Genomic DNA, 16,966 nt, shown 5'->3' with positions numbered 1-16,966 from the left:
TATAAATAATTATGCAAATTTGTAGATAATCACAAAGTGCAGATAACGTTAAGCGGATAATTAATGCCGTAAAGCGGATTAAAAATTAAAATATGATTTCTGACATCATGCGATTTAAAAGGCTGGCGCTACTACTGAAAAGAATTACTAAATGAAAATAAGACTCTCTGAATATCCATCCCGTAATACAATTTTTCACCATAGCTATACAAATAATTTCGAGGCAATAGCAGATTTAGAGGAGATTGATCATGAAGTTCAGGAAGATCGTTATCATATTCTTTGGAATGAACAATGGTTTGATGGGATTCACATCAGCGCTGTAGAAATAACTACTGCAAAGGGTGTAGATTTCTATTACGAATCTTCAATTGAGCGTATCGGTTTCTTTTTTTGTCTGAATGGAAAGATAAATTTATATGATGCTTCAAAAACGAATCATTTATTGTCTATACATCAGAACAAGCAATACATTTCAATTGGTCAGCCAGGAACTTTAGTGATCAATGTAGTCGAAAATGCCACTTACATTTATATACAGTTAACTGAATCTTATTTTAAGAAAATCACCAATAGAGAATTTACTCATTTGGCCAAATTTGAACAAGATGGAATTGCTCCCGAAATCAATTTATGGCTCAAAAGCTTAAGCAGCCACAGGTATCACGGCAGGATGAAAAGAATCTTTCTGGAGTCTAAAATATTTGAATTGATCATTTTCTACCTGCATAAAAGAAATGTACCATCCTTATTTCTCAAAGAAGATGATGTGAGAAAAATTATGCTGGCCAAGCAATTGGTCGAGAACAATTTACAACGTCCAAGTTCACTAATTGAATTGTCACGTCAGGCTGGAATTAATGATTTTAAGCTAAAAAAAGGTTTTAAAGCACTTACAGGTCACACCGTATTTGGTTATTTGTATAAATTAAGGATGGAAAAAGCACATTACCTTCTCCTGCAAGAAAAGAAAACAGTTAATGAAGTTGCATTTCTGGTGGGCTATAAAAATGCGCAACATTTTATTACTGCGTTTAAGAAAAAATATGAAATATCGCCTGGAAGCCTTAATAAAAACTAATTTGATCTTAACCGGCTGTTTGTGATTTGTAAGAATAAAGTGAAAAAGTATCGAACGATCGACTTGTTGTAAATAATACTTTCGGCAATACCTACATTTACGGATTAATTACTGAACATGATCATCCTTTATATTTTTATAGCCATTGCCGCATTGGTTTTAATTGTTGTCAATTTACCTGTATTCGGAAGTTTACCCAGTGGTTTAAGGCTAAATAAAATTCGTCATTTGCCAAACTATCGTAATGGTGCAATTCAAAACTTGTCACCCACGCCCATGCAACCTGAGGGTGTTAGTTTTTTTACTATTTTAAAGGCTTTCTTTTTTGAAAAACATCCAAATAAAATACCAAAAACTTCCCTGAAATTTGTCGAGCCAGCTCTTGATGCCGTACCCGAACAACCTTCACCCGAAATCATTTGGTTTGGGCATTCTTCTTATTTGATCAAGGTTGACAATCTTCGTATTCTGGTAGATCCGGTGTTTAGTAAAGTACCATCACCTTTTTCATTCATTGGTAGCAAAGCTTTCGCAGGAACAGACTTTGTTAACGCAACACAATTTAAAAATATAGATATTCTACTGATCACGCATGATCATTACGATCATATGGACTATCAAACGATCTTAAGCATTGCACCTCATGTGAAAAAAATTGTTACTTCCATTGGTGTGGGTGCACACTTGGAGAGATGGGGAATACCTACAGATCAAATTCATGAACTTTGCTGGAATGAAACCATTTCATTATCTGAACACTTAAAGTTTACTGCCGTGCCAGCCAGACATTTTACCGGAAGAAAGTTCAAACGTAATCAAACGCTATGGTCGGCATTTGTATTGGAAACATCCCAATCCAGGTTATTTCTTGGAGGCGATTCAGGTTATGATACGCACTTTGCTGAGATAGGTAAAACCTATGGTTCATTTGATCTAGCGATTTTAGAGTGTGGACAATATGATGCCTATTGGCCTTATATTCACATGTTTCCTGAAGAAACTGTAAAGGCTGCGATTGATTTAAAGGCAGAAGTTTTAATGCCAGTACATTGGGGTAAATTTAGTTTATCCATGCATCCCTGGAACGAACCGATTAATAGGATCGTAAAAGCTGCAAAAGAAAATGGAGTACGTTTGGTTACGCCAAGACTTGGAGAAACCATTCGGTTAGACAACTATTTGCCCAATACGAATTGGTGGCTGGAAGAATAAATTAAACAATAATAGTCTGAACGTGTTTATTTTTAAATTAGATACGATTATGAAAACAGACCTTGTAGAAATATTTCAAACGATTAGGGCAGGAGTACAACCTTATGCAACACGAGGCTATACCGTTCACGAAAACTCTGAAACCGGATATGATCTCTACAGCGAAAAAAATATTGAAACAGCTGAAGGAAAAATTACTGAACGTTTTTTTATTGGAATTTACATCAACGGAGATACTGTAGAGGTTAAATTGAATACAGAAGAATTTACGGCTAATACACCGGGTTTGAATCACTTTGATGATCAGAAGATTGGATTTCAAATCTCAAGTTTAAATGATCAAAAATTAAGTGAAATACAAACCTTCATAGAAATTATCCATTCGAACTTTAAAGAAAAAGAATGGATTTAATGAATTGATGGCTAAATTTGTTGCAGGCAATTAGTGCCTGTAATCATTTAGGCATCATTGAATCACATTACGCTTTATAAAAATACAGACTGGCATCATCAATTGCAATCCAAATTAGAGGATTCTGGAATTGAATGCCATTTTTTTTTAGAGCATGACTTTAAGCTACTTTCTCTGGCTAAAAGTAAAATTTTGATTCACCTGGCTGATGTCAACAATCGGTTTCAACCAGTAGATTTTCTCCAATTGCAGGAGAAATATAATGATTCAGGAATCAAGCTTATTCACCTTTGGGAAGATATCTGGAGAACCAGACCATTGCAGGTACTGGCTAGAATTAAATCACTATTAGGCTTAAATGTCCGAATCCATGGGCGAAAAACTAAAGTTTACAAAATAGAAAAGCCAGTCGCCGATCAGTTTATTGACGAAAATCATTTGCAAGGTTCAGTAAGTAGCCGTCATAAATTGGGGTTGTTTGAGGGCGAACAACTGGTAGCTGTGGCTACCTTTTCTGCACTAAGAAAAATGAATCACACTGAAAATTATAAGTCGGCAGAGTTAATTAGGTTTGCAGTAAAAGCTGGTTATACCATTACCGGAGGCTTAAGTAAATTAATTAAACATTTTTATTTGCTTCAAAAATCCAATGATTTAATGACATATGCGGATAGGGATTGGTCTGGGGGAGAAGCTTATCTAACCCTTGGTTTTGCATTAACCGGTATTCTTGAACCTCAACAATTCTTACTGGATGAAAATTTAAATCGCAAACTAAAGAAAGATCAGGAGGTTCAGGGAAATAATCCGATAACCTTTAATACCGGAAGTTTCAAATTTATTCTGAGTTTTTAAGATGGCAGATTACAATTTAATCATCATTTTGGGGGCAACAGCTTCTGGTAAAACGAAACTTGCGGTACAGCTTGCCGATAAGCTGAATGGTGAAATTATCAGTGCAGATAGCCGCCAGATTTTTAGAAAAATGGATATTGGTACCGGGAAAGATCTTCATGAGTATGACATTAACAATAGAACCATTCCATATCACCTGATCGATATTTTAGATCCGGGAGAACGTTATCATGTTGATGCATTCAAGAACGATTTTTATGCTGCCTTTGAATCTATTATTCATCGAAATAAAGTGCCCATTTTATGTGGTGGAACAGGCATGTACATTCATAGCTTACTCCAAAATCAGAAATATACCGCTGTTCCTGTTGATATACATTTAAGGGAAGAGTTAGATTTACTCGAAAAAGAACAATTAATTCTAAAACTGAAAGCATACCCGCTTGAAGAAGTGATTCATGTAGATAAATCCTCTAAAAAAAGATTAATCAGGGCAATTGAAATTGCTGAGTTTCTGCAAAATCATGAGGTAGAGGATGAAAATAGGCCATTAATTAAACCAATCGTTTTTGGGTTAAAAAACGAGGTTGAACTTACCAGATCAAAAATTTTATCCAGACTTCATTATAGGCTTGAAAATGGAATGATTGAAGAGGTAGCGTCTTTGATAACAAGTGGTGTGTCAAAAGAAATGTTAGTTTACTACGGTTTAGAATATAAATTTATTGTAAATTATCTGAATGGCCAACTGACCTATGATGAATTAAAGCTTAGATTAGGAATAGCCATCTGTCAATATGCAAAGCGACAAAATACCTTTTTCAGAAAGATGGAAAAGGATCAGGTGAATATTAACTGGCTGAATGCTGCAATGCCAACCAGTTTCCTGATTCAACAAATGATAAAAAAAATTATGGCTAAATCTTAAGTATCTAACTTCTAATGATTTAATATTTAAACTCTTAAAAGTTGTTATGATATCGTTTTTGGCATAGGTTTTGTATAGATGGCGATATATTCAATTAACTTAAAAATAATAATTAATGAAAACATTTACTAAAATTATTGCTACTTCAGCAGCTGTAGTGGCATTATTCTTCACAACTAGCGCTAATGCACAATCTCAAAAATTAGGAATAGGAATTATTGGTGGTATCCCTACCAGCGATGCATATAGTGTGGCACTTGGTGCAGATTTACGTTACCAATTTGATGTTGATAAGCAATTATCTATTCCGGTTACTGCTGGTTATACACATTTTGTTGGTAAGGAAATTGGTGATTCAGGCCTTAATTATGCTGATTTTGGCTACATCCCAGTTAAAGTTGGTGCAAAATATTTCTTCAATGAATCTGGTGCTGGTGTTTATGGCTTAGCTGAATTAGGTGCTGGTTTCGGTACTAAATCAGGTAGTGGAACATCTTTTGTATATTCTCCTGCATTAGGTTATGCTTGGAGCAATGGTTTAGATTTAGGTTTAAAATATGAAGGTTTAGCTAGAGACGGTGGTAGCACTGGTTATGTAGGTTTACGTTTAGCTTACGGATTTAGTTTGTAATCTACTAACTTTATTAAAAAAGCCCCAGCAAATGCTGGGGCTTTTTTTGTTTATTATCATTTCTGAAAAAGATGAAAATAAATAAATCTAAACGGAATCGTTTTTCGTATGTACATCAAAACCTTATTAATAACTTAAATTTATCTGATATGAAAACGATTACTAAAATTTTAGCAACAGCAGCAACTGCGGTTGCAGTTTTTGCTACTACAACATTAAGTGCACAAACCATGACTACAACTGAAGACATGAATCCGGCTCCAAAAGGCATGGCTTTCAAGGTAGGTGTGGGGATTAACGGCGGTGTTTTTCGTGATAAATCACCAATGGATTACGCTTATGGTGCAGATTTGAAATTACAGTGGGACTTAACTCCTTACGTTGCAGTTACTGCATCTGGCGGTTACACTAAACTGGTTGCCAAAGATAATGCTGTGGATGCTGACTTTATTCCAGCAAAAGGTGGAGTAAAAGTATTCCCAATTAAAAGAATGTATCTGGCTACTGAGGCTGGTGCAGGTATCTCTATTCAAGACGGCGCTAAAACAAACTTTATATACTCTGGTGGTTTAGGATATGAATTTGGTGGTTTTGATGCGGGCATCAGATATGAAGGTTATGTGAATGATAGCGCTTCAACAACTTATTTTAGAAAAACAGGTCAATATGCTTTAAGATTGGCTTATAATTTCAAATTATAATTAAAACATCATTTAATTTGAAAGCCTCGCAATTTGCGGGGCTTTTTTCGTTTATTTAATATTAAAATACCTAATTTGAACCGAAAACCAAATACCATGAAACAAATATTCGGAATTGCCATACTCCTCACTTTTATAGCTTGTAATCAGTCTGAAAAAAAGTCCGCTGATCAAAATGATTCCAGCCAAGCAGATTCGATTAGTGTAAGTAGTCAGGTTTCTATTAAAGATAAAAAGAAGGAAGATATTTTAATTAAATATGTAAATCTTAAAAATGCCCTGGTTAAATCAGATGAAAAGCTTACTCAAAAAAATGCTGCAGATTTACAGAAGAGTTTGGCTGACTTTGAAGGTTGCGAACCTACAGCTGAGATTGCTGGTAAAATAGCAAGTAGTGGCAATCTTATCGATCAGCGGAAAGGTTTTACCATTTTAAGTTCTGATCTGATCGCACTGATGAAAAATGCAGAAATAGAAAAAGGAACAATCTTTGTGCAGCATTGCCCAATGGCCAACAAAGGAGATGGTGGCGATTGGTTATCAACAGAAAAGGAAATCAGAAACCCATATTACGGAAAAGAAATGCTGGAATGTGGTAGGGTTACAGAAGAATTAAAAGCAAATTAGAAAATTAGTTTTATATTAAATTAAGCATGATTGTTACGTCTTTCTGACCAATTATTCATATTAATTTAACAGATTTGTTATGCACGTATATTAATTTTATATAATTTAGAAAGCTATAAACACAATACAATAATATGTCAGATATTGCAGAGATTAAAGTTGATGGTAAGACGTTAGAATTGCCAATAATTATAGGAACAGAAGATGAAAAGGCCATAGATATTTCGAAATTGAGAGATCTTTCTGGTTTTGTAACCTTAGATACTGGTTTCAAAAATACGGGTTCAACAAAAAGTAAAATCACATTTTTAGACGGTGAGAAGGGTATTCTTAAATATAGAGGCTATTCTATTGAAGAACTTGCAGCAAAATCAAGTTTCTTAGAAGTAATTTATTTGATCATATATGGTGATCTTCCTACACAATCACAAGTAGAAGATTTTCAGGCAGAAATTAACAGACATACCCTCATCCATGAGGATATGAAGAAATTTTTCGACGGATATCCATCACGATCTCATCCAATGGGTCAGTTAGGCTCTTTAATTTTTTCTTTATCAACCTTTTATCCGGAATGTTTAAAGCCTAATCAGACTGCGGAAGAGCAAGATTTAACCATCATAAAACTGCTGGCTAAATTCCCTACCGTAGTTTCATTTGTCTATAAAAAATCATTGGGTCATCCGCTTATTTATCCAAAAAATAAATATGATTATGTAACCAATTTTCTTTGGATGACTTTTGGACAACGGACGGAAGATTATGATGTAAACCCGATTGTTGTAAATGCAATGAACAAATTGTTGATTCTTCATGCAGATCATGAACAGAATTGCTCAGCGTCAACTGTTCGGATTGTAGGTTCATCAGATTGTAATTTATATGCATCTATTGCTGCTGGTATTGCTGCACTATGGGGTCCACTACATGGCGGTGCAAACCAGGCTGTTATCGACATGTTGGAATTGATTAAAGCTGACGGTGGAGATACAGAAAAATGGATAAACAAAGCAAAAGATAAAAATGATCCTTTCCGTATGATGGGATTTGGACACCGGGTTTATAAAAACTTTGATCCACGTGCAAAAATTATTAAAAAGGCATGTGATGATATCCTTGAAAACCTGGGAATTGATGATCCTATTTTAGATATTGCTAAAAAGCTGGAAGAGGCTGCTTTAACTGATCAATACTTTATCGACAGAAAGCTTTATCCAAATGTAGATTTCTATTCAGGTATCATTTACAGAGCCTTAGGTTTCCCATCAGAAATGTTTACGGTATTATTTGCCTTAGGTCGTTTACCAGGATGGATTGCACAATGGAAAGAAATGCATGAAAACAAAGAGCCGATAGGCCGTCCACGTCAGATTTATATTGGCGAAACCGATAGAGAATTTGTTGAATTGAAAGACAGAAAATAATTGCAATAAAAAACCATAAAAAAACCACTCGATAATGTCGAGTGGTTTTTTTATTGCGTTAAATCTTGAACAGTCGTCACCCTGAATTTATTTTAGGGTCTTATTATATACATTGTAAAGCGAAAAAGATGCTAAAACAGTTCAGCATGACGATTAAGTTCTAAGTAGCTACATAATAAATTAAATTAATCATCGCCATTTCTGATAGCTTAAATGCAACAGCATAAAGAATTAAAATCCAAAAGATTTTAAAAACTGTGCTCCACGTTTTACGCTGATAAAAAACGGTAAGTGCTTTAAACATATACCAAAATAAATAAATGGTAACGCCAACCTCAATAATTTTACTTAAAAAAGAATCCTCTCCAAATACATGTATCATGATTGGCTTGGTAATAATGGATACGATAAAATAAACCATCATCCCATGAATGGTAAAAATCAGGTGATCTAAATAGTAAATATGATTTTTTCTGAAGTTGAGCATGATAAACCCTGCCAGCAAAGGCATCAATAAAAAATATTGTTTTGGCCTGTTATGTTCTAAAGTTTCCTGAATGACCTCAGATTTCTCCCCAATAGTAATCGCCCTTTTGTTAATCAATTTTTCATACCAACTGTCTTGCTCGGCTACAGACAATTTTTTCTGACGTTGAAGATATGCAGCATAAGTGCTGTCGTTCCTTTCAATATGGATCTCATTAAAATCTTCAATTCTGTTTGCTATAGAATCAGATTTTAAATGGGTATTTTCTGCTTTTAGTCTATTTAATTCCTTTTCCTGATCAGCAAAACCCAATGCTATAAATTCTTCCTTCTTAATTGCCTCATCAATGGATTTCGTGGCTTTACTAGCAATATTTTTTGGTATTCCTGTAAGTTTTAATGCTTTGTTTACACTGTCTGTTACATTTTGTTTATTTTTCTTTTCAATATTAATATGACCATTTTCCGTATCTTTTTCAGCATGTTTGGGAGAATACACCACCAAAAAGTATACAATGGAAACAAAAATATACATACTTACCGGATTGATATACCGAGCTCTTTTACCTGCTAAATAATCAAGTGTAACCTGGCCCGGCTTTGTTAAAAGGGGGGAGAGTGTTTGGAAAAATTTATTATCAAAGTGGAAATAATGTGCAATACTATGGCTAATGAAGCCCCAGAAACTTTCTTTGAGTTCTAAATTGGGTTGTCCACATTGGCTACAATAGTGTTTTTCTACATGTGCGCCACAATTCAGGCAGTCATGTTCTTTTCTGTACTTACCAGATGACATATTTAATTTTGAGCGGTTAATTAATGACTAATGGCTTCAATGGCTTTCTCTTCAGCTTTGGTGTGTTTGTGTTTGAAAATGAATACAAAAACAATGGCAATCACCAGAACATAAATAGTGAAAGAAAGCCAGATATTATGCCAGTCTTTTACATCTAAAGCCCTGCTTAAATTTCCATTTTGCAAAACGCTGATTCCTTTGTCCTTCAAAAATTTAAGCAAATGAACATTGTCTTCCTCACTTTTTACATATTTAGATAGCGAGCTAATATTGCTGTAATAAGTAGTGAAATATTTATTGATCATCCAGCCAGATACCAAACTCCCAAAAACGGCACCAAAGCCATTGGTCATCATCATAAATAAACCTTGTGCTGATGAACGTGTTTTAGGTGTTGTAGAAGTCTCTACAAACAATGAACCCGATATATTAAAGAAGTCGAAGGCCATGCCGTATACCACGCAAGAGGTAATGATCATCCATAAATTTTCTGACGGATCACCAAAAGCAAATAGGGCAAAGCGTAATACCCAGGCAAACATGGCTATGGCAATTACCCATTTAATTCCGAATCTTTTCAAAAAGAATGGAATCGCCAGAATGAAAAGTGTTTCTGATATTTGAGAAATCGATAAAATAATGGTGGAATAACGAATGACAAAAGATTCTGCAAAAACTGGAAATAATTTAAATTCATCTAAAAAAACATCTCCATAGGCATTTGTTAATTGTAAAGCTGCACCTAAAAACATGGAGAAGATGAAAAATAAAGCCATTTTATAATCAGCAAAAAGCTTAAATGATTCTAGTCCTAGTTTTTGTGCGAATGTTTTTTTCTCGCTAATTAAATTTAATGGTTTACATGCCGGGAGTGAGAACGAATAAACACCTAGAAATAAAGCGCTAACACCTGCAATATAAAATTGATTTGCACTCGCTTTGTTACCTGTTAGGTTGGTAATCCACATCGCCACAATAAAGCCAACCGTTCCCCATACCCGTATAGGCGGAAAATTCTTCACCACATCGAAATTTCCGTTTTTTAAAGTAGTGTAACTGATGGAATTACTTAAGGCAATGGTTGGCATATAAAAGCACATGGCAACCAGTATTACCCAAAAAAAAGTATGTGGATCATCCACCTGAGGCAGATAGAACATGGTAGCCGCATAAAGAATATGTAAAATTGCGTAGAGCTTTTCTGCATTAATCCATTTATCAGCTAAGATTCCTGTTAAGGTAGGCATAAACAAGGATGCTATCCCCATTGTTGAAAAAATAATTCCAAAATTTGCACCATCCCATTGTTTAGTCCCAAACCAGTAATTTGCAATAGTAATTAACCAGGCAGCCCATACAAAGAATTGCATGAAACTCATTATAGTTAAGCGAAACTTAACGTTCATAATAATAATTTAGTTTGATTTCTTAAGTAAAGGCTGAATATAGAACTAATCTGAAACATAATTTAAAAATAAACCCAAATTATTTAAAATAATTTGGTTCATTTCAACTTTTAATGTTTTTATGAAAAAAATATTGAATGATTTTTGAAAACTTTACGCAATAAAATTAAGATGTGCCTCTTTTGCTGAGCTCATCTCTTAATCTCGCTGCTTTTTCGTAAGCTTCATCAGCTATCGCTTCCTGCAATTTTTGTTGAAGTTCTTCAACTGATAAATCATTAAAGCCCTGATGTTTGCTGGTTCCGGGAGTGCTGTCAGCTTCAGGTTCTTTGGCAATGGAATCCATATTTTCCAGAAATAAAAAGTCATTACCTTCAATTACAATTCCAGCAGAAGATAAAATAAACTCATAGGTGTAAATCATGGCATCGAAACGAACTGCTAATGCTATTGCATCAGATGTTCTGGCATCAATTTCATGCTTGTTCTTCCCATCATTACAGATTAACTTGGCATAAAAGACACCATCAACCAGGTTGTAAATGATAATTTCTTCAATATTGATATGAAAAGTATCTGCCATTGATTTAAATAAATCATGTGTTAAAGGCCTGCTGGGAGTCATTTTTTCAATTTCAATCGCAATGGCTTGTGCCTCAAATGCACCTATAATGATAGGCAAACGTCTCCGTCCATTTACTTCTCCTAAAACAAGGGCATAAGCACCAGATTGAGTCTGGCTGTAAGATAATCCTACAATGTCTAATTTTACTTTTTTCATATTAATATTGAGAACTGATCGGTTTTAAAACCAATCAGTTCTGATGTTATTTATCCCTTATGTGCTTTTAAAGCTTCAATTAATTTAGGTACCACTTCAAAAGCATCACCAACGATACCATAATCAGCCACTTTAAAGAATGGTGCTTCAGGATCTTTATTGATAACCACAATTACTTTAGAAGAACTCACACCGGCAAGGTGTTGAATTGCTCCAGAAATTCCGATTGCAATATATAAGTTTGGGCTAATTGAAATTCCGGTCTGACCAACGTGTTCAGAATGAGGTCTCCAATCTGCATCAGAAACTGGTTTAGAACAAGCCGTTGCAGCCCCCAAAAGGCCTGCTAATTCTTCTATCATTCCCCAGTTTTCAGGCGCTTTTAAGCCTCTTCCTGCTGAAACTACTAATTCTGCATCTGGCAATGACACTTTATCTGTAGCCCTAACAATCTCCTTGATAACAGTTCCAAGGTCTGATTGTTTAATATCAGCTGCAAAGTTTTCAACCGCTATTTCTGTGGCATTTTCTTTAACACCAAAAGCATTCGGATTTAAAGCAATTACTTTATTGGTAGAAGTCAATTCTGTAATGGCAAAAGCCTTTCCGGAGAAAGCTGTTTTTTTGATGGAGAATTTACCATCAGTACTTGGTAGTTCAACAGCACCATCTGCTAATCCGGCCTTAAGTTTTACTGCAATTCGAGGAGCCAAACCTTTTCCAGAGAAAGAGTTAGATAAGACAATGATATCTGCACCTTCTTTTTCAGCTGCTGCAGCAATAACGCTTGCATAAGCTTGGTTAACAAAAGTTTTTAACTGATCTGCACTTACATTTAACACTTTAGCAGCACCATACTTTCCTAGTTCTTTCAATTCACTTTCAGCAACATCACCAATGGAAATTGCGGTTAAATTTGTTGACTCTTGATCGGCAATGGCTCTGGCATAAGAAACTGCTTCAAAAACAGATTTTTTAAATTTACCTTCAGCTTGTTCTACATATACTAATACTGACATATATTTATTTCTTGATCCTTATTCGGACGTGTAAACGATTTGATTATTTAACTAAATTCCTATTGGAAATTTAGGCATTAGATTACTTTAGCTTCGCTATGCAATAAGCCAATAAGTGATTCAACCTGATCTGCAAGAACCAGTTTAACCGAGCCGCGTGGGGCAGGGGTTTCATATTTGGCAACCTTGGTAACCTCTTCGATAGTTACAGCCTCTACTACGTTTAATGGCTTGGTTCTAGCGCTCATGATTCCGCGCATGGTTGGGATTTTTGGTTCTGCAACACCTTCTGCACAACTTGCTACAAATTTACCTGAAACGGTTACTACTTCTTTACCACCTTCAATTTCTCTTTCAATAGTAGCGGAGCTTCCGTCATAATCTAGTTTTTTGATGATTGAAACAGAAGGGATATCTAAAAATTCACCCACCATCGCTGCAACCTGGTTCCCGTTGTAGTCGATAGATTCACGACCAGTTAAGATCATGTCGAAATCTTTATCCTTTGCGTATTCTGCGATTTGTTTCGCAACAAAATAAGCATCACGCGGAGCGGCATTTACACGAACTGCATCATCTGCACCAATAGCAAGTGCTTTTCTAACCGTTGGATCATTGGCAGCTTCACCAACATTAATCACAGTTACTGTTCCTTTACCACCCTCTGTTAATTCAATTGCTCGTGATAACGCAATTTCATCATAAGGATTAACAATATATTGTACTCCCGCCGTATTGAATTCGGTATTATCGTTGGTAAAAGTTATTTTTGTCGTCGTGTCGGGCACGTTACTGATACAAACTAATATTTTCATATTTATTGAGATTTATATATAAGGTCTTTCTGCAAATTTAATTAAAAAAGCAAGGAAATAAAATGTCATCAACCCGTTTAGTCAAGTTATTGGAGTTTTTAGAAAGTGAACCGAATGATCCATTTATTCTATATGCCTTAGCCACAGAGTATAACAACCAAAATGATAAGGAAAAAGCCTATTCTTTTTACCTTCAGTTAACTGATAAACACCCAGATTATGTGGGAACTTATTACCATTTAGGCAAATTATATGAAAAGGATGGTCAAAAAGAGAAAGCAATCGAAGTATATCAGAAAGGAATGGTAACCGCCAGAAACAAACGGGATATGCATGCCTTTTCTGAACTTCAAGGTGCATATAATACTGCAGCGGGTTTAGATTATGAAGATGATTAATTTAGCTTGTAGCCACCAATCATCTCAACAATTTAGCAATAAAATATTTTTCTAAATGCAACCTAAACCCATCTCAGTTAAAAAGCAGTGGTTATTTATCCGTAACGTGCTGTTTTTTACTTTTACTTCCTTTGGTGGAGCACAGGCACATTTAGCGCTTTTACTAAAATATTTTGTGCACAGCACCAGGTTCATTTCTGAAGAGGAGTTATTAGAATTAAATGCCCTTGCGCAGGTTTTACCAGGTCCGGCATCTACACAAACCCTGGTAGGAATTGCCTGGAAAGTTGGTAAATTAAAACTGGCCATTATCACTTTCCTCATCTGGATTTTACCTACTGCTGCGATTATGACCTTTGCAGCGATAAGTTATGCTTTGCTGGATCAAAAACAGAAGTTTAATGATGTACTTGAATATATCCAACCTATTGCTTTAGGTATTGTTGCCTATGGTGCCTGGAAATTAGGGAGAAAAGTATTAACTTCTCAAGTATCCATATTTTTAGCGATAGGATCGGTGGTGGCTACATTTGTATTGAGAAACGCTTATGTATTTCCTTTGGCAATCCTTGTGGGTGGGATCATTTCTTCTGCTATTGAAACACCAAAAGAAGAAACGGAACTGAGGGTAAGACTATTTTCTAACCTGAACCCTAAAAAAATGATTTATTTTTTAGGTGCATTGCTTTTATTTGCATTAGTGGGTGCAATCATCAACCGAACATCGCCTTTTAGTTTGCCTATTCGTTTATTGGAAAATTTTTACCGTAATGGTATCCTGGTTTTTGGAGGCGGACAAGTGTTGGTGCCCCTTATGTTTACAGAGTTTGTTGATATGAAGCATTATTTGGCCGCACCTGGTTTCTTATCAGGTTTTGCATTGCAACAAGCACTTCCCGGGCCAACGTTCTCTTTTACAAGTTATCTTGGAGCACTGAGTATGAAAAACTTTGGATATGGCCTTTCCGGACAAATTTTAGGTGGGCTGATCGGAGTAGTGGGGATTAATTTACCAGGTTTAATTTTGGTGTTATTCATTGTTCCCTTCTGGGATGACTTGAAGAAAATTTCCAGAATACGGCATAGCTTAAGCGGAATTAATGCTGTGAGTGTAGGTTTTATCATTGCTGCTTTTATTCTGCTACTCATACCTATGGCAATGAATTGGTTATTCCTGGCTATAATGGTTGCTACTTTTCTACTGCTGAACTTTACTAAAGTTAGTCCGCCCTTTATTGTTTTAGCAGGAATTTTAATTGGTTATATTTTTTAAGAAGTGGATTCTTCGAAAAGTTTTGTTGCTGAATATTAATGTTGAATCAAGTTCAACAAAGATGTGATGTTGTTAACTTGCATTGTAAATGTTTAAGCGATCACTATTAAGAATTTGTCCCGCAGATTAAAATGATCACCGCAAATTTTAACTGTCGTTCTGCAGAAATCACCTAAATCTGCTGGAAATTATTTTGGCAATGCCGATTTATCCTAAAACGGTGGATCATCATCATTGTAATCATTAATACGTGCAATTGTAAACTTTAAGCGATCACTATTAATAATTTGTCCCGCAGATTAAAATGATTATCGCAGATTTTAGCTTTCGTTCTGCGGAAATCACTTAAATCTTCGGGGAATTATTTGAGCAATGCCAATTTATCCTAAAACGGAGGATCATCATCATTGTAGTCATCCATTTTTGACGGACGAATAATCACGTTACTTTGTTTTTCAAAATCTTGCGAAGGATACATTCCGGCTGATGGATCTGCGGCAGCAAATGAGGTTGGTGCAGTAAAATCTTCTTCCAGATCGGTAAACTTCACAAATTTCCCGATGAAACGAAGCGGAACAATTCCGGTTTCACCATTACGGTGTTTTGCAATAATTACTTCTCCAATACCCGCTTGTGATCTTCCTTGCTCATCTTCAGTAATCCCATAATATTCCGGACGGTAAAGGAATAATACCATATCGGCATCCTGCTCAATAGATCCTGATTCCCTCAAATCGGAAAGCATTGGACGCTTGCCTTGTAAACCAGGTCTGCTTTCTACGGCACGACTCAGCTGTGAAAGTGCCAATACCGGAACATCTAGCTCTTTAGCTACTGATTTTAAAGCCCTTGAAATACTACCAATTTCCTGCTCACGGTTACCACCACCTTTTCCTTCGCCTTTACCGTGCATCAATTGCAAATAATCCACAATAACGAGTTGGATATCGTATTGCGATTTTAACCTCCGGCATTTCGCCCTGAATTCAAAGATATTTAATGCAGGTGTATCATCAATTAGTAATGGTGCTTCAGTTAAACGACCAATTTTACTGTGCAATTGTTGCCATTCCCATTCTTGTAGATTTCCTTTTCTGATTTTTTCCTGCTCAATTTCTGCTTCTCCGGAAATTAAACGATTTACCAGCTGTACTGATGACATCTCCAGTGAAAAAACTACAGTAGGTTTTTGAAAATCTACCGTTGCATTTCGTGCACAGGTTAAAACAAAAGCAGTTTTACCCATCGCCGGACGAGCCGCAATGATCACTAAATCTTGTTTTTGCCAGCCTCCGGTAATTCTATCCAGTCCGGTAAAACCAGTTGGAACACCAGTTAAACCATCCGTTTTAGTTCTTAATTCTTCAAGTGTTGCTAAAGACTGCTTAATAATATCGTCCATTTTCTGGGTATCTCTACGCAAGTTATTTTGGGCAATATCAAATAAGCCTTTCTCAGCATGATCCAGCAAATCAAATATATCTGCTGTATCTTCATATGCTGTAGTAATGATGTCTGTAGAAATCCTGATTAATTCTCTTTGAATATATTTCTGAGAAATGATCCGGGCATGGTACTCAATATTGGCTGCTGATGCAACACGATTGGTGAGGTTAGTAATGTAATAAGCACCACCTACCATTTCCAGAGATCCCATTTGGCGAAGCTCTGCGGTAACGGTTAAAATATCAACAGGTTTAGATTTTTCAAAAAGCATGTGAATGGCTTCGAAAATCTTTTGGTGTGCTTCCTGATAAAATACTTCGGGTTTTAAGATATCAATTACAGCAGATAAAGCATCTTTTTCAAGCATTAGTGCACCTAAAACAGCTTCTTCTAAATCTAAAGCTTGTGGAGGTAATTTCCCCATGTTGCTCACTGTGCTCGTTAGCCTTGCCTTCCGCGCTGTTAAACTATTTTTTCCGCCTTGTCCGTTATCGATACTCATTTTACAAAAGTAGGTAAAAGTTTACCGGAATGTTTGAACAAGTTACTAGCAGTTTGTTAACAAATTGGATCTGAATAAATTTATTTTTAGATTTTATAAATGGTTTAAATTGGAAGTTGAAAATACGAAATGGGTGGGCATGTACACCAATCAATTTCCTGTTTTAGAATTTC

Annotated in this window: 17 protein-coding genes; 11 read left to right on the top strand and 6 right to left on the bottom strand. The window is 35.6% G+C overall.

The window, feature by feature from the left end:
• The first annotated feature begins 151 nt into the window (after positions 1–151).
• The 9 genes from EV200_RS11210 (at position 152) to EV200_RS11170 (ending at position 7,871) form a co-directional block, all read left to right on the top strand.
• A complete protein-coding gene (locus tag EV200_RS11210) occupies positions 152–1,081 on the top strand; it encodes a helix-turn-helix transcriptional regulator (protein WP_132532612.1) in 930 nt (309 codons plus the stop codon).
• 117 nt (positions 1,082–1,198) lie between these two features.
• Positions 1,199–2,293, top strand: a complete 1,095-nt coding sequence (locus tag EV200_RS11205) for an MBL fold metallo-hydrolase (RefSeq protein WP_132532610.1) — start codon at positions 1,199–1,201, stop codon at positions 2,291–2,293.
• 49 nt (positions 2,294–2,342) lie between these two features.
• Positions 2,343–2,705: a hypothetical protein gene (locus EV200_RS11200; RefSeq protein ID WP_132532608.1), complete on the top strand. Its 363-nt coding sequence runs from the start codon at positions 2,343–2,345 to the stop codon at positions 2,703–2,705.
• Positions 2,706–2,762: 57 nt separating this feature from the next.
• The gene (locus tag EV200_RS11195) at positions 2,763–3,560 is read left to right on the top strand and encodes a hypothetical protein (RefSeq protein WP_132532606.1); all 798 of its coding nucleotides are present in this window, start codon (positions 2,763–2,765) and stop codon (positions 3,558–3,560) included.
• 1 nt (position 3,561) lies between these two features.
• A complete protein-coding gene (gene miaA, locus EV200_RS11190; RefSeq protein WP_132532604.1) occupies positions 3,562–4,488 on the top strand; it encodes a tRNA (adenosine(37)-N6)-dimethylallyltransferase MiaA in 927 nt (308 codons plus the stop codon).
• A 115-nt stretch (positions 4,489–4,603) separates the two neighbouring features.
• Positions 4,604–5,119 (top strand): hypothetical protein, encoded by a 516-nt coding sequence (locus EV200_RS11185; RefSeq protein ID WP_132532602.1) that lies wholly within the window; start codon positions 4,604–4,606, stop codon positions 5,117–5,119.
• 149 nt (positions 5,120–5,268) lie between these two features.
• The gene (locus EV200_RS11180; RefSeq protein WP_132532600.1) at positions 5,269–5,820 is read left to right on the top strand and encodes a hypothetical protein; all 552 of its coding nucleotides are present in this window, start codon (positions 5,269–5,271) and stop codon (positions 5,818–5,820) included.
• A gap of 96 nt (positions 5,821–5,916) precedes the next feature.
• Complete coding sequence (locus EV200_RS11175; RefSeq protein WP_132532598.1) at positions 5,917–6,447, top strand: DUF3347 domain-containing protein; 531 nt, start codon at positions 5,917–5,919, stop codon at positions 6,445–6,447.
• Positions 6,448–6,581: 134 nt separating this feature from the next.
• Positions 6,582–7,871: a citrate synthase gene (locus tag EV200_RS11170; RefSeq protein ID WP_132532596.1), complete on the top strand. Its 1,290-nt coding sequence runs from the start codon at positions 6,582–6,584 to the stop codon at positions 7,869–7,871.
• A 160-nt stretch (positions 7,872–8,031) separates the two neighbouring features.
• On the opposite strand, the gene EV200_RS11165 is transcribed toward EV200_RS11170, so the two are convergent.
• From EV200_RS11165 to EV200_RS11145, 5 genes are all read right to left on the bottom strand, one after another.
• A complete protein-coding gene (locus tag EV200_RS11165; RefSeq protein ID WP_132532594.1) occupies positions 8,032–9,153 on the bottom strand; it encodes a DUF3667 domain-containing protein in 1,122 nt (373 codons plus the stop codon).
• 20 nt (positions 9,154–9,173) lie between these two features.
• Positions 9,174–10,559 (bottom strand): nucleoside permease, encoded by a 1,386-nt coding sequence (locus EV200_RS11160; RefSeq protein WP_132532592.1) that lies wholly within the window; start codon positions 10,557–10,559, stop codon positions 9,174–9,176.
• A 166-nt stretch (positions 10,560–10,725) separates the two neighbouring features.
• A complete protein-coding gene (locus tag EV200_RS11155; protein ID WP_132532590.1) occupies positions 10,726–11,340 on the bottom strand; it encodes a bifunctional nuclease family protein in 615 nt (204 codons plus the stop codon).
• Positions 11,341–11,390: 50 nt separating this feature from the next.
• On the bottom strand, positions 11,391–12,359 hold the full coding sequence (locus EV200_RS11150; RefSeq protein WP_132532588.1) for an electron transfer flavoprotein subunit alpha/FixB family protein: 969 nt from the start codon (positions 12,357–12,359) through the stop codon (positions 11,391–11,393).
• 77 nt (positions 12,360–12,436) lie between these two features.
• The gene (locus EV200_RS11145; protein WP_132532586.1) at positions 12,437–13,174 is read right to left on the bottom strand and encodes an electron transfer flavoprotein subunit beta/FixA family protein; all 738 of its coding nucleotides are present in this window, start codon (positions 13,172–13,174) and stop codon (positions 12,437–12,439) included.
• A gap of 62 nt (positions 13,175–13,236) precedes the next feature.
• On the opposite strand from EV200_RS11145, the gene EV200_RS11140 reads away from it, so the two are divergent.
• On the top strand, positions 13,237–13,572 hold the full coding sequence (locus EV200_RS11140; RefSeq protein WP_029284246.1) for a tetratricopeptide repeat protein: 336 nt from the start codon (positions 13,237–13,239) through the stop codon (positions 13,570–13,572).
• A gap of 55 nt (positions 13,573–13,627) precedes the next feature.
• Complete coding sequence (chrA, locus tag EV200_RS11135) at positions 13,628–14,845, top strand: chromate efflux transporter (protein ID WP_132532584.1); 1,218 nt, start codon at positions 13,628–13,630, stop codon at positions 14,843–14,845.
• 385 nt (positions 14,846–15,230) lie between these two features.
• On the opposite strand, the gene dnaB is transcribed toward chrA, so the two are convergent.
• Complete coding sequence (dnaB, locus tag EV200_RS11130; protein WP_132532582.1) at positions 15,231–16,793, bottom strand: replicative DNA helicase; 1,563 nt, start codon at positions 16,791–16,793, stop codon at positions 15,231–15,233.
• Positions 16,794–16,966: the final 173 nt, after the last annotated feature.

This window comes from Pedobacter psychrotolerans, from assembly GCF_004340665.1.
Classification (GTDB): Bacteria; Bacteroidota; Bacteroidia; order Sphingobacteriales; family Sphingobacteriaceae; genus Pedobacter; species Pedobacter psychrotolerans.
This window is presented reverse-complemented; position numbering and strand designations above follow the sequence as displayed.

What these genes read in the sequence shown, in the direction of transcription:
- EV200_RS11210 (WP_132532612.1), top strand. Translation starts at nt 152, where the DNA reads ATGAAAATAAGACTCTCTGAATATCCATCCCGTAATACAATTTTTCAC.
- EV200_RS11205 (WP_132532610.1), top strand. Translation starts at nt 1,199, where the DNA reads ATGATCATCCTTTATATTTTTATAGCCATTGCCGCATTGGTTTTAATT.
- EV200_RS11200 (WP_132532608.1), top strand. Translation starts at nt 2,343, where the DNA reads ATGAAAACAGACCTTGTAGAAATATTTCAAACGATTAGGGCAGGAGTA.
- miaA (WP_132532604.1), top strand. Translation starts at nt 3,562, where the DNA reads ATGGCAGATTACAATTTAATCATCATTTTGGGGGCAACAGCTTCTGGT.
- EV200_RS11185 (WP_132532602.1), top strand. Translation starts at nt 4,604, where the DNA reads ATGAAAACATTTACTAAAATTATTGCTACTTCAGCAGCTGTAGTGGCA.
- EV200_RS11180 (WP_132532600.1), top strand. Translation starts at nt 5,269, where the DNA reads ATGAAAACGATTACTAAAATTTTAGCAACAGCAGCAACTGCGGTTGCA.
- EV200_RS11175 (WP_132532598.1), top strand. Translation starts at nt 5,917, where the DNA reads ATGAAACAAATATTCGGAATTGCCATACTCCTCACTTTTATAGCTTGT.
- EV200_RS11170 (WP_132532596.1), top strand. Translation starts at nt 6,582, where the DNA reads ATGTCAGATATTGCAGAGATTAAAGTTGATGGTAAGACGTTAGAATTG.
- EV200_RS11165 (WP_132532594.1), bottom strand. Translation starts at nt 9,153, where the DNA reads ATGTCATCTGGTAAGTACAGAAAAGAACATGACTGCCTGAATTGTGGC.
- EV200_RS11160 (WP_132532592.1), bottom strand. Translation starts at nt 10,559, where the DNA reads ATGAACGTTAAGTTTCGCTTAACTATAATGAGTTTCATGCAATTCTTT.
- EV200_RS11155 (WP_132532590.1), bottom strand. Translation starts at nt 11,340, where the DNA reads ATGAAAAAAGTAAAATTAGACATTGTAGGATTATCTTACAGCCAGACT.
- EV200_RS11150 (WP_132532588.1), bottom strand. Translation starts at nt 12,359, where the DNA reads ATGTCAGTATTAGTATATGTAGAACAAGCTGAAGGTAAATTTAAAAAA.
- EV200_RS11145 (WP_132532586.1), bottom strand. Translation starts at nt 13,174, where the DNA reads ATGAAAATATTAGTTTGTATCAGTAACGTGCCCGACACGACGACAAAA.
- EV200_RS11140 (WP_029284246.1), top strand. Translation starts at nt 13,237, where the DNA reads ATGTCATCAACCCGTTTAGTCAAGTTATTGGAGTTTTTAGAAAGTGAA.
- chrA (WP_132532584.1), top strand. Translation starts at nt 13,628, where the DNA reads ATGCAACCTAAACCCATCTCAGTTAAAAAGCAGTGGTTATTTATCCGT.
- dnaB (WP_132532582.1), bottom strand. Translation starts at nt 16,793, where the DNA reads ATGAGTATCGATAACGGACAAGGCGGAAAAAATAGTTTAACAGCGCGG.